This window comes from Tardiphaga sp. P4_G1 (genome assembly GCF_056401215.1).
The window spans coordinates 328,713-341,332 of sequence record NZ_JBFUJU010000003.1 but is presented as its reverse complement, the minus strand read 5'-3'; the positions used below and the strand labels follow the sequence as shown (position 1 = coordinate 341,332).

Annotated in this window: 11 protein-coding genes; 3 read left to right on the top strand and 8 right to left on the bottom strand. The window is 60.7% G+C overall.

Annotation, left to right across the window (positions count from 1 at the left end; all coding sequences use genetic code 11):
- Nucleotides 1-21 precede the first annotated feature (21 nt).
- From AC1DUY_RS09275 to AC1DUY_RS09260, 4 genes are all read right to left on the bottom strand, one after another.
- On the bottom strand, nucleotides 22-3,189 hold the full coding sequence (locus AC1DUY_RS09275) for an efflux RND transporter permease subunit (protein ID WP_478113761.1): 3,168 nt from the start codon (nucleotides 3,187-3,189) through the stop codon (nucleotides 22-24).
- Between the two features lie 8 nt (nucleotides 3,190-3,197).
- Entirely contained in the window at nucleotides 3,198-4,388 is a 1,191-nt protein-coding gene (locus AC1DUY_RS09270; protein ID WP_478113759.1) for an efflux RND transporter periplasmic adaptor subunit, read from the bottom strand.
- 472 nt (nucleotides 4,389-4,860) lie between these two features.
- Nucleotides 4,861-5,121 carry a hypothetical protein gene (locus tag AC1DUY_RS09265; RefSeq protein ID WP_478113757.1) on the bottom strand — a complete coding sequence of 87 codons (261 nt, stop codon included), beginning with the start codon at nucleotides 5,119-5,121 and terminating at the stop codon, nucleotides 4,861-4,863.
- Between the two features lie 148 nt (nucleotides 5,122-5,269).
- On the bottom strand, nucleotides 5,270-5,626 hold the full coding sequence (locus AC1DUY_RS09260) for a hypothetical protein (RefSeq protein ID WP_478113755.1): 357 nt from the start codon (nucleotides 5,624-5,626) through the stop codon (nucleotides 5,270-5,272).
- A 277-nt stretch (nucleotides 5,627-5,903) separates the two neighbouring features.
- Between AC1DUY_RS09260 and AC1DUY_RS09255 the strand changes: the two genes are divergently transcribed.
- Entirely contained in the window at nucleotides 5,904-6,116 is a 213-nt protein-coding gene (locus tag AC1DUY_RS09255) for a hypothetical protein (protein WP_478113753.1), read from the top strand.
- 113 nt (nucleotides 6,117-6,229) lie between these two features.
- Here the strand turns inward: AC1DUY_RS09255 and AC1DUY_RS09250 are convergent, their stop codons facing one another.
- The 3 genes from AC1DUY_RS09250 to AC1DUY_RS09240 form a co-directional block, all read right to left on the bottom strand.
- On the bottom strand, nucleotides 6,230-7,720 hold the full coding sequence (locus AC1DUY_RS09250; RefSeq protein WP_478113751.1) for an NAD-dependent succinate-semialdehyde dehydrogenase: 1,491 nt from the start codon (nucleotides 7,718-7,720) through the stop codon (nucleotides 6,230-6,232).
- Between the two features lie 156 nt (nucleotides 7,721-7,876).
- On the bottom strand, nucleotides 7,877-8,206 hold the full coding sequence (locus AC1DUY_RS09245; RefSeq protein ID WP_093757725.1) for a hypothetical protein: 330 nt from the start codon (nucleotides 8,204-8,206) through the stop codon (nucleotides 7,877-7,879).
- 81 nt (nucleotides 8,207-8,287) lie between these two features.
- The gene (locus AC1DUY_RS09240) at nucleotides 8,288-8,446 is read right to left on the bottom strand and encodes a hypothetical protein (protein ID WP_478113748.1); all 159 of its coding nucleotides are present in this window, start codon (nucleotides 8,444-8,446) and stop codon (nucleotides 8,288-8,290) included.
- A gap of 33 nt (nucleotides 8,447-8,479) precedes the next feature.
- Here AC1DUY_RS09240 and AC1DUY_RS09235 point away from each other — a divergent pair, with 33 nt between their 5' ends.
- Nucleotides 8,480-9,664, top strand: coding sequence for a serine hydrolase domain-containing protein (locus tag AC1DUY_RS09235; protein WP_478113746.1), 1,185 nt, complete (start codon nucleotides 8,480-8,482; stop codon nucleotides 9,662-9,664).
- Between the two features lie 160 nt (nucleotides 9,665-9,824).
- Here AC1DUY_RS09235 and AC1DUY_RS09230 read toward each other — a convergent pair whose 3' ends face one another.
- Nucleotides 9,825-10,826 carry an adenosine kinase gene (locus AC1DUY_RS09230; protein ID WP_478113744.1) on the bottom strand — a complete coding sequence of 334 codons (1,002 nt, stop codon included), beginning with the start codon at nucleotides 10,824-10,826 and terminating at the stop codon, nucleotides 9,825-9,827.
- Between the two features lie 160 nt (nucleotides 10,827-10,986).
- Between AC1DUY_RS09230 and murJ the strand changes: the two genes are divergently transcribed.
- Complete coding sequence (murJ, locus tag AC1DUY_RS09225; RefSeq protein WP_478113742.1) at nucleotides 10,987-12,540, top strand: murein biosynthesis integral membrane protein MurJ; 1,554 nt, start codon at nucleotides 10,987-10,989, stop codon at nucleotides 12,538-12,540.
- Nucleotides 12,541-12,620 lie beyond the last annotated feature (80 nt).

Here is a 12,620-nt window from a genome sequence, read left to right as displayed (position 1 = left end):
TGAAACGGACGTCGCGATCGTCTACGAGTTGGAGCCGCCGACACCGACGGCCGAATTGGCAGGTTTCGTTGCCTTGCGGCTGGCGCGCCAGTTCTCCCACCTTTGGACGACGACAAAAAAGGTCGGAACGAACAGGACGGCAAGGCAGGTCGAGGCGAGCATGCCCGAGAATACGGTGATGCCGATCGACTTGCGGGCGTTGGCGCCGGCGCCGGTCGCGAGCACCAGCGGCAGCACGCCGAGAATGAAGGCGAAGGACGTCATCAGAATCGGCCTGAATCGCGCACGTGCAGCTGCGACCGCCGACTCCAGTAGTGGCTTGCGATCATGCACGTGCAGTTCGATCGCCACCTCAACGATCAGGATCGCGTTCTTCGCTGACAGCGCGATCAAAAGGATAATGCCGATCTGGGTGTAGAGATTGTTCTCGATCCGCAGCGCGGTGAGCACCGCCATCGGGCCAAGCAGTGACAGCGGCACGGCCAGGATCACCGAAATCGGCGCGTACCAGCTTTCATACTGTCCGGCGAGCACCAGATAGACGAGCAGCAGCGCAAGACCGAATACATAATAGAGCTGATTGCCGACAATCTTTTCCTGATACGACATCGCCGTCCACTCGAATCCCGTTCCCGGAGGCAAAGTCTTCGCTGCGATCTGCTCCATCAACGCCATGGACTGCCCGGAGCTGTAGCCCTGTGCTGGCAGGCCGATCACCGTCGCCGTCGGATAGAGATTGTAGAGACTGATCAGCGACGGCCCCACGGCAGGCGTAATCTTCGCCACGGTGCCAAGCGGGACCATGTTGCCCTGCTGGTTGCGGACCATCAGGTTCTCGATGTCCCGGGCAGTCAGCCGGAATTTGGCATCTGCTTGTGTGTAGACCTGAAAGGTGCGGCCAAACTTGTTGAACTGGTTGACGAAGGACGAGCCCAGATAGGACGACAGGGTCGAGAACACCTGATCCGTCGTGACATGTAGGGTCTGGGTCTTGATACGGTCGATCTCGATATCGAATTGTGGCACCATCGAGCGGAACGGCGAACTGACGCGTTGCAAGGCGCTCTGCGTCTGTGCATTCGCCACGATCGCGCCGGTGATCGCCTGCAGCTTGCTGTAATCGGCGTTGCCATCGCGCAGTTCGATCTGCATGGCGAAGCCCGCCGCATTGCCGATGCCCTGAATGGGCGGCGGCGGGATCACCAGAATGCGCGCCTCTGGAATCACCGACAGGCTCTCGTTCAATCCAACGAACAGCGAACGAAGATCCTGCCCCGGTCCGCGCTCGCTCCATTCTTTCAGGATCAGATAGGCAACACCGGCATTGGCCAGGCTGGAGCTGCTGTCGAGTGCGGAGATGCCGGCGATGGTAACCACCTGTTCCACCGCTGGCGTCTTCGCGGCCAATTCACTGACCCGATCGAGTACACGCTGAGTCCGATCCAGCGCGGCACCATCGGGCAACTGGACTGCGACCAGCAGATAGCCTTGATCCTCGATCGGGATGAAGCCGGTGGGAATCCGGGATAGGCCGTAACCGCCAATACTGATCAGGATCAATGCCAGGACAACCGAGAGATTGCTGTGCGCGACCATGCGACCGATCAGAGCGGCATAGCCCCGTTCGAGCCGGTCGTAGACCCTGTTGAACCCACGATAGAAAAAATTGCGCTTCTCCGGCGGCACCGGGCGGCGCAGCCACAATGCGCATTGCGTCGGCTTCAGCGTGGCCGCATTGACGGCGCTGAGCAGCGCCGTGGCCGCGATAACCAGTGCAAATTGCGCATACATGCGCCCCGTCAGCCCGGGCAGGAATGCCGCCGGCAGGAACACAGAGATCAGCACCAGCGTGATGCCGATGATCGGGGCGAACAGCTTGTCCATCGCGCTGATCGCCGCGTCGTGGCCGGACATGCCCTGCTCGATATTGTACGCCGCGCCTTCGACAACCACGATGGCATCGTCGACGACAATGCCGATCGCCAGCACAATGGCAAACAGGGTCGACAGATTGATGGTGAAACCGAGCGCCGCCATCGCCGCGAAGGCGCCGATGATCGTCACCGGCACAGTGGTCGCCGGCACCAGCATCGCGCGCCAGTCCTGCAGGAAGATCAGGATGACCACCAGCACTAGCAAACCTGCTTCGAGGAGCGTCTTGTAGACCTCGTTGATCGATGCCTGGACGAATTTCGTGGTGTCGAACGGCGTGTCGTATTTGATGTCGTCGGGAAATTGCGTGGCCAGCGCCGCCATCTTCTTCTCTACAGCCTTCTCCACCTCGAGCGCATTGGCGCCCGGCGACTGGAATACGCCGATGCCGACGGCTGGCTTCTGGTTGAGCGAAAAGATCTGGCTGTAGGTCTGCGCACCCAATTCGACGCGTCCGACGTCACGGACCCGCGTGACATCGCCATTGTCGCCGGTCTTGACGATGATGTCCTCGAATTCACCGGGATCATCCAGCCGCCCGTTGATGTTCAGCGTGTACTGGAAGGCCTGTCCCGCGGGCGTCGGCGGCATGCCGATTTGCCCCGCAGAAACCTGCTGGCTCTGCTGCTGGATGGACTGGATGACATCCTGCGGCATCAGCGCGCGCACCTGCAGCTTGTTCGGATCCAGCCATATCCGCATCGAATACTGGCCGGCGCCGAACACCGTCACATTGCCGACCCCCGACAGACGCGACAGCTCGTCCCGGATGTTGATCGTGGCGTAATTGCTCAGGAACAGGCTGTCATAGGTCGCCTTCGGCGACGTCAGTGTCACGAACAACAGGATTGCCGTCGATTTCTTCTGAACGGTCACGCCCTGATTCTGCACGGCGGTCGGCAGCGACGACAGCGCGCTCGATACGCGGTTCTGCACCAGCACCTGCGCAAAATTCAGATCGGTACCGATCTTGAACGTGACCGTAAGTGAATAGGTACCATCGGCTGCGCTGTAGGACTGCATATAGAGCATGTCCTCGACGCCATTCACCTGCTGCTCGATCGGCAGCGCCACCGTGTCGACGATGGTCTTGGCGCTGGCGCCGGGATAGCGCGTCGTCACCTGGACGGTCGGCGGCACCACGTCCGGATATTGTGCGACTGCGAGGCCATAGAGCGAGACGCCGCCGATCAGGATCATCAGCAACGCGATGACATTGGACAGGACCGGCCGCTCGATGAAGAACTTCGAAATCATGGCCTGTCCTATTTGGTCGGGGTCGGCGCTTCGATCTTTCTCAGTTGCGGATCGACCTTCTGCCCCGGAATGGCACGCAGCAGGCCTGCAATGACGACGCGATCATCCGGCTTCAGACCGCTTTCAATGACGCGAAGCTCACCTTCCAGCGGGCCGGTGACGACCTTGCGCTGCTCGATGACATTGTCGCCACTCACGACCAGCACATAACGCCCGGCCTGATCGCTGCCGAGCGATACATCCGGCACCAGCAGGGCGTTGTCCTGCTGGTCGATAGGCACGCGCACGCGAACATAAAAACCCGGCAACAGGATGCGATCCGGATTTGGCAGAACACCTCGCACCGGCAGCGTACCCGTCGACTGATTGATGGTCGGCGAGATGTAGTCGATCTGGCCCTTGTGCGGAAAACCAGTCTCGGTCTGCAGTCCGATCTCGATCGGCAGCTGCCTGAGATCGTTCACCGTCAGCCCGCGTCGCCGGGCTTCATCCCGGATGCGCAGAACGTCCTGTTCGTTGACGTTGAAATTCACATAAATCGGATCGAGCTGCACGATCGTCGCAAGCTGGGTCGGCGACGCCACACCGACCAGTTCGCCAACCGACACCAGATGTGCGCTGACGATGCCGTCAAACGGCGCAATGACATTCGTATAGCCGTAATTGACGGCCGCGATCTTGGTGTTGACTTGCGCCTGCTGCAGATTGGCTTGTGAATTCTCTCGTGTCGCCGTCGACTGCTCGAGCGTTGACTGCGCAACAACCTGGCGGGATACGAGGTCCGACTGGCGTTTGAAATCCGCTTCCGCCTGCTTTGCAGACGCCTGCGCACCGGCTTCCGCAGCCTGCGCCTGTTCCAGCTTCAACTGGTATGTCTCAGGCTCGATCGTGAACAGCGTGGTGCCTTGCTTGACGAAGGAGCCGTCCTGATAGTTGATCGACTGTAGAACGCCCTGAACGCGCGCCACGAGATCGACATTCTTGATCGGTGCTGTATTGCCTGTCGCTTCGAGAAAGCGCGTGATGCCGCGCTGCACAGGAACCGCCACCTCAACTTTCGGCGGCGGTGGCGGCACGAAAGTGTTTTGCTCGCAGGCACTTAAAAAGATGCTCGTCAGCACAACGCCGGCAGCGCGTATAGCGGGGACATGCTGCAGCTGCTCAATGCGATCTTTCGGTCCAGATGAACAGGCGCGCATAAATCGCATTGTCCTGCCTCAATCAAAAGACTCTCAAAAAAACCTTGGCCAAAAACGACAGCCGCCCGCATCAATAGCAACAATCCACTTGTAGTGAAACCGAAACCGTAAAATGATGTCGGACCGAAGTTGTTTTGCGAATGCCTTTCAGAACTCACGCTTCTTGAAGATTTTACGCAGTTGCCCTGACTAACCGGGCGGTAGCAACGAGGATTTCAGCGATGAATTTCATGTTCGGCTTGGCCGCGCGATATCGCGTATCGATGGCTACTATCATTCTAATCGCAATCGCGAGCCCCACCTTTGCGCAAGCGCCGAGCCAGGCGCAGCGTGACGCGATCAAGACGCAGTGTCGCTCGGATTACATCGCGCATTGCTCAAGCGTTCCTCCTGGTGGAGAAGCCTCGCTGCAATGCCTGCAAAAGAACATGGCTAGTCTTTCTGCGGGATGTGCGGGCGCGGTGCGCGCAGTTCAGGCGCCAACTGCGGCACCGAAGGCCACCGCACCAACGCCTGCTGCAGCGCCCAAGACAGAAGCAACACCACCGGCTACCAAGCCCGCGCCCGCCACTGCCGCACCAAAGGCGGCAGTGAAAAGCACAGCCCCGCCACCTGCTGCGGCAGCCACAACCGCGGCGCCTGCCGCCGCCGCTGCTCCTGCAGCCATCGTGCTGCGGCCGATGCGGCCACGCGAAGAATTGCTCGTGATGAGATCAGCATGCGGTGGCGACATCAGATCGCTCTGCGGCGGCATAGCGCCTGGTGGCGGCCGCATCGTGCAATGCCTGGCCAGCAATAGCGCATCACTTTCGCCGGCTTGCACCAGCGTTCTTGCGCCATTCGCTCAACGATGAACACGATGCGCCCCGCAATAGGCGGGATCACTCTCCACGGAAGGCCAAAATCAACTGGATCAACCGGACAGACAGAATGACGTAACAGAGCGACATGATGATCTGAAGCGCCACGTGCCATTCCAACTTTGCGAGCTTGTAGAGGCCATCGAGGAAATTCAGCAGCAACAAAACAATTCCGAACAGCATGACACCGCGGCCGACAAGACCGTGGCGCAAATATCCAAACAGGACGATCAAGGGCTCATTGCTCGACACATGCGCCCCGGCCGAGATGATCAAAGTGCCGATCACCATCTTTTCGACGTGACTGAATATTTCCTTTGAGGCGGGCTCGATATGTCGACCGTGAAAAGTAAGCCACCTGGTTTTGAAATCCGACATGCTTTCTCCTGTTGAGATCAACACCGGGCGAAATCATCACATCGCATGTTTCTGGTCGGCAAGGATTTGTATTTACGAGATTGAATAAACGTTCTGTCGGATCGAGACGCAAGGCGGCGTCGCAAGATTTGTCATTGACCACTCAGCCTTTGCGTCTCCTGCGAACTACTCTTTGCGCGTGAAGCCACTTCTCATTTGATCGTTCTTAATTCCGCCTACTGAAGCCCACGAACCTTTCTTCGTTTGTTTTGCCAACCAACACAGCCGGGAGATCACCATGCGTACTTTCTTGATGATGGTTGCAGCCGTTCTCGCATTCGGCACGACGATGGCGTTTGAAGCCACCGACGCCAACGCCGTCGTCTGCGCACGCGGCGTTTACCGTGCCGGCTGCGCCGGCTATCGTGGCGCCGCGGTGGTGCGCCGCCCGGTGGCGGTCGCGTGCCGCACCGTCTGGGTCAATGGCGTGCGCGTACGTCGCTGCTACTGAGCGACGCTGGCTCGGCCAGCCCAAATGCAAATGCCCGGCACATCTAGCGAAGCTTGCTTCGCGCTGGCCGGGCATGACGCATAATGAATTTTAATTGGGTCGGAGGTGACGCCTCAGATCCCTGACATCATGATGTATTTGATCTCGACATATTCTTCCATGCCGTGATGCGAGCCTTCGCGACCCAAACCCGACTCCTTCACACCACCGAACGGAGCGACTTCGGTGGTGATGAGGCCGGTATTGACGCCGACCATGCCGGACTCCAGCGCTTCCGCAACACGCCAGACACGGCCGAGATCACGCGAATAGAAGTACGACGCCAGACCGAACGGCGAGGCGTTGCACATGGCGATGACATCGGCTTCGTCCTTGAAGCGGAACACCGGCGCCAGCGGGCCGAAGGTTTCTTCCTGCGAGACCAGTGCATCCGATTTCACATTGGCGAGCACCGTCGGCTCGAAGAACGTGCCGCCGAGCGCATGGCGCTTGCCGCCGGTGACGATCTTGGCGCCGCCCTTTACCGCATCGGCGATGTGGCGCTCGACTTTCTCGACGGCTTTCTCGTTGATCAGCGGACCCTGGGTGATGCCCTGTTCGGTGCCGTCGCCGACCTTCATCGCCGCGACCTTCTTCGACAGCTTCTCGACGAACTGATCGTAGATGCCATCCTGCGCATAGAGGCGGTTGGCGCAGACGCAGGTCTGGCCCATGTTGCGATATTTCGAGACAATCGCGCCTTCCACGGCGGCATCGATGTCGGCATCGTCGAACACCACGAAGGGTGCGTTGCCGCCGAGTTCGAGGCCGAGCTTCTTCACGCCGACCGAAGCCTGCTTGTAGAGGATCTTGCCGACATTGGTGGAGCCGGTGAAGCCGACGAAGCGCACCGCAGGATGTTCGCAGAGCACGAGGCCGATCGCCGATGCGTCGCCGGTGATGATGTTCAGCACACCCTTCGGCACGCCGGCACGCTCGGCGAGTTCAGCCAGCGCGAGCGCCGACAGCGGCGTCTCGTTGGCAGGCTTGATCACCACGGTGCAGCCGGCGGCCAGCGCCGGCGACACTTTGCGGGTGATCATCGAGTTCGGGAAATTCCACGGCGTGATGGCGCCGCAGACGCCGATCGGCTGCTTGATGGCGAGGAGCCGGGCATCGGCACGCTGGGTCGGGATGGTCTCGCCATAGACGCGGCGGGCTTCCTCGGCGAAGAATTCGATATAGGCGGCGCCGATATCGACCTCGCCCAGCGCTTCGGCCAGCGGCTTGCCCTGCTCGGTGGTCAGGATCAGCGCGAGATCCTCGCGGTTGGCGATGATCAGCTCGAACCACTTGCGCAGGATGTTGGAGCGCTGCTTGGCGGTGAACTTGGCCCAGGCCGGAAACGCCTTTTCGGCGGCCTCGACAGCCTGCGTCGTTTCCTTGGCGCCCATATTGGGCACCTTGGCAATTTCAATCTCATTGACCGGATTGGTCACCGAGGTCTCGCCCGTGCCGACCCAGGCGCCGTCGATGTAGCACTTGTCGCGCAGCAGCGAGGGGTCCTTGAGGCGGTCGCGCAGCGAGGGGGCGGTGGACTGGCGTGCGGCTGAGGTCGGTGACATGGGCGGTTCTCCTGCGGAAAGTGTCGCGAACGTATAGCCGCGGACTTGTAGAGGAGTATAGGCCCGAAAGCGCCCCTTGGCGGCGAATGGCAGCTATCGCCCGCAAGGGGGTATTTAACGCCCGAATTCAACAGTCGCAGAGCGCCGCAAGCCCGATCAGGCCGCGCCGCGCATATAGGTCTCGCGCCGGTCGATCATGCGCTCGAAAGCGATGCGGGCGTTGGCACGGGTGGTCGTGGAGAAGGTGCGATATTCCAGCTCCGGCAGCATCGCGGCGTCGCTGCGACCGAACCAGGAAATAAACGATTTGGGCGGGGCCGAAATCTTCGCCAGCGCCTGCGCCAGATTTTCAGCCGCATCGAAAGCGAACAAGGCGCCGGTCTGCGCCACGCGAACTTCGAAAATTCCTGGACCGATCGGGGCCTCGATGCTCTCGCCACGGGAAGCGCGGGGATAATGTTTCCAGTCGGTCCAGTTCGCGATCATCGTCGGTCTCCGCAGCTGACACGCTGCACGTGTTACTCATGGTCTTACGGGTTAGTGTCGGAAAGCGCTTTGACGTTCACGTCATTTTTTGAACACAGCTGCGCCAATTTCGTTCCAGGGTGCGGTCAAACTCGCTCCCAGCCCGATATGGTTCCTCTGAAACGCTAAAACCAGCGCAAATGTAATCACATCCGCGAGACCGACGACCTCGCGCTCAAGTTGAATGTCCACGCCGGACATCGGTAAGATCAAAGAAAATCGGAGAGGAAACGGATGTCAGTTCAAGTCGAGATTGACCGGATTCTGCAGCAAGCCAGCGAAACCAGCGCGATTCCAGGTGCCGTGACAGTGGCTGCGACGCGGAATGAGATCATTTACCAAGGAGCATTCGGCAAGCGCGACGCATCCAAAGATACCACCATGACGCCGGACAGCGTGTTCTGGATCGCCTCCATGACCAAGGCGATTACGGCCGCTGCAGCGATGCAGCTGGTGGAGCAGGACAAATTGACGCTGGACGCACCGCTGGCGACCGTGCTTCCGGACCTCGCGGAGACGCAGGTGCTGGATGGTTTCGACAGCGAAGGCACTCCGAAACTACGTCCGCCGCGCCAACCGATCACCTTGCGGCATCTGCTGACCCACACCGCCGGTTTCTGCTACGACATGTGGAACGGCGACATGGTGCGCTATCTCGAGACAACCGGCATTCCGCCGTTTCGCTCCGGACTGAACGCCGCCATGAAGGTGCCGATCATGCGCGATCCCGGGACCCGCTGGGAGTACGGCACCAATATCGACTTCGTCGGCAAGGTCGTCGAGGCCGTCAGCGGCGAACGCCTGGACGCCTATTTCCAGAACCATTTGCTGGCGCCACTTGGGATGACCGACACCGCCTTCGTGATTGGCGGCGACCAGCGCAAGCGCCTCGTTGCCATGCACAGCCGCGGCGCCGACGGTGCACTGACCCCGATCCCATTCGAGATCAAACAGGATCCGGAATTCTTCGCCGGTGGCGGGGGGCTCTATGGCACCGCCCCCGACTACATCAAGTTTACGCAAATGATGCTGAATAACGGGACCGGCAACGGCAATCGGATATTAAAGCCAGAGACCGTCGCGCTGATGAGCCAAAACCACATCGGCGAGCTCAACATGACGCCGATGACTTCAGCAGTGCCGACCGCCAGTAACAATGTCGACTTCCTTCCGGGCATCGACAAGAAATACGGCCTCAGCTTCATGATCAACACGGCGCAGTCAGCCGAAGGCCGCAGCGCCGGCAGCCTCGCCTGGGCCGGCCTCGCCAACACCTATTACTGGATCGATCCGGTGTGCGACGTCACCGGCGTCATCATGATGCAGGTGCTACCATTTGCGGATTCGACTTGTTTGAAGGTGTTTTCAGATTTCGAACGCGCCGTTTATGCGGGGCTGGGTGCGAAGAAAGCGGCGTGAGAGCCGCGATGCGCTGATCTCACCACGTCATGGCCGGGCTTGACCCGGCCATCCTCGACTTTCCTCTCTTGCCAAGACGTGGATGCCCGGCACACCTAGCGAAGCTCGCTTCGCGCTGGCCGGGCATGACGACAGAGAAGAAAACCCAAGAAATGCAGTCTTAAACCGGCAACCCGTTCTTGCCCGCAAGGTCCTTCAGCGAAACCTGGGGACGCGCGCCGATATGCTGGATGACTTCAGCGGCGGCCATCGCGCCGAGCTTGCCGGCATTCTCATACCCGGCGTTGCGCACCAGGCCGAACAGGAAGCCCGCCGCGAACAGATCGCCTGCACCGGTGGTATCGACGAGCTTCTCGATCTTGTGTGCAGGCACTGCAACGACGCCATCACTCGATGTCACGACACAGCCCTTCTCGCTACGCGTCACGACGCCGAGCTTGATGTCCTTACCGAGCTGCTTGAGCGCGGCATCGAAATCCGTGGTCTCGTAGAGCGAGGTCAGTTCGGCCTCGTTCGCGAAGATGAGATCGACGGTGCCGGAACGCATCAGGTCGAGAAACTCGGCACGATAACGACCAACGCAGAACGCGTCCGACAGCGTCAATGCGACCTGACGCTTGGCGTCATGGGCGATCTTCGAGGCCTTCACGAAGGCTTCCTTGGCGCTGGCGGGATCCCACAGATAGCCTTCGAGATAGACGATCGACGAGGCTGCGACCGCAGCGGCGTCGATATCGTCGGGCGTCAGATCCTGCGCAGCACCGAGATAGGTGTTCATGGTGCGCTCGCCATCGGGCGTCACCAGGATGTAGGAACAGCCGGTTGCAGGGCCGCCCGTCGCAGGCTTTGTATCGAAAGCGACGCCAGCGGCGCGGATGTCATGGGTGTAGAGCTTGCCGATCTGGTCGTCCTTGACCTTGCCGACATAGGCCGCGCGGGCGCCGAGGCTGGCGAGGCCGACGATGGTATTGGCGGCCGAACCGCCGGACATTTCGGTGGCAGGGCCCATCGCCTTGTAGATCGCAGTGGCGCGGGCTTCGTCGATCAGCGCCATGCCGCCTTTGGTCATCTCATGTGCGGCGAGAAACTTGTCGTCGGCCTGCACCAGCACGTCGAAAATCGCATTGCCGATTCCGAGTACGTCATATTTCGCTGAGGTCATTAAGAATATCCCGTTGCAGCAATTGCGATGAGGCTGAAAATCCGTTTCAACTCGTCTCGCGGTCGCCCAAGTTGAGCCGTCGGCAAAGGCCGGTTTGATGGCTGCAGCGACTATCACGTTCTGCCCCGCACCAGCAAGGACAGCCCCTTACGATGGTTCTATGATCCGTTCCATCCTGACCGTTTCCACGGGCACTTTGGCGTCGCGGTTGCTGGGCTTTGCCCGCGACGCGATGGTCGCCGCACTGCTCGGCGCAGGCCCGATCGCGGATGCTTTTCTGGTCGCATTTCAGCTCGTCAACGTGATCCGGCGGCTGCTCACCGAGGGCGCGCTGAACGCGGCGCTGATTCCGGCCTGGCTGCGCATCCAGACGACCCAGGGCGCTGTCGCAGCCACAGCTTTTGCAGGTCGTGTGCTCGGCACCATTAGCGTTGCGCTGATCGTCGCGACGATCCTGATCGGCTTTGCGATGCCGCTCGTGATCGCACTGCTTGCCCCGGGTTTCGTCGGCCAGCCGACGCTGCAGCTCGCCGTCGACAATGCGCGATTGATGCTGCCCTATCTGGCCTTCGCCGGCCCCGTCACGGTCATGATGGGACTGCTGAACGCGCAACAACGCTTCGCGGTGACCGCATTTTCGCCGCTGCTGTTCAACATCGCCCTGATCGCCGTCATGGCCCTACTGCTAGTGTGGCGGCAAGAGCTAGACACTGCCGCTATGGCCATGGCGGCCACTGTGGGCATTGCGGGGCTGCTGCAATTGCTGATGCTGCTCTTGCGGAAATCTGGCGGCAATCTTGCGACGCCTTTGCGGCTGTCGCTCGATAGCGAGATGCGCGGCTTCTTCCGCAAGGCGCTGCCTGGCATGGTCGCCAATTCCGGGCCGCAGCTTCTCATCGTCACCGGCGCAATCATCGCATCGACGACTCCGGCTGCCGTATCGTGGCTGTATTTCGCGAACCGCCTGATTGAACTGCCGCTCGGCATCGTCGGCACGGCCATGGGCACTGTGCTGGTCCCCGCATTGACGCGCGCCGTGCGATCAGACGATCACGCAGCTATCACACAGGCCGAATCGCGCGGGCTTGAACTCGCGATCGGTCTCGCATTGCCGGCTACGCTCGGACTGATGATATTGAGCCATCTCATCGTGCAGTGTCTGTTTCAACACGGCGCGTTCGGCGCGAGCGACACGGTCTCGACTGCAAGTGCGCTGATATGGTTGGCGCTGGGCTTGCCCGCTCAGGTGCTTGTGAAAGCTCTGTCGCCCGCCTTCTTCGCACGCGAGGATACGACGACGCCGCTGCTGGCGACGCTCGTCGGTTTGGTAATCGCAATCATCTTCGCACTGGTTTTGAATAGGCCATTCGGTACGAGCGGCATCGCGGCGGCGATCGCTCTGGCGGCGTGGGGCAGCGCGATCTTTTTGATCGTCCGGAGCGCAGCAGCTTTCGGCTTCTCGCCCGACCATGATGCAAGACGCCGACTGCCGATCATTGTCCTGTCGTCGCTGGCCATGGGCGGCCTGCTATGGCTCGCCGCGCATATTGCCTTGCCCTGGACGGCGCAGGCCCACGGCCTGGTACGAGCGAGCTTGCTCGGCCTCCTGATCGTTGGCGGGCTGGCAATCTACGCCGCGTTACTGACGCTGACGGGGGCCGTGCGCTGGGCCGAGGTCCGCGGCGCCCTCAAGCGATCACCGGCGGCCGGCTAGGGCAGATTGGCAATGGACGCCGCCCGGCGCCTATGGCAAGTCACGCCCCTTGGCCCGCATTCCACCACGGGCACACAGGA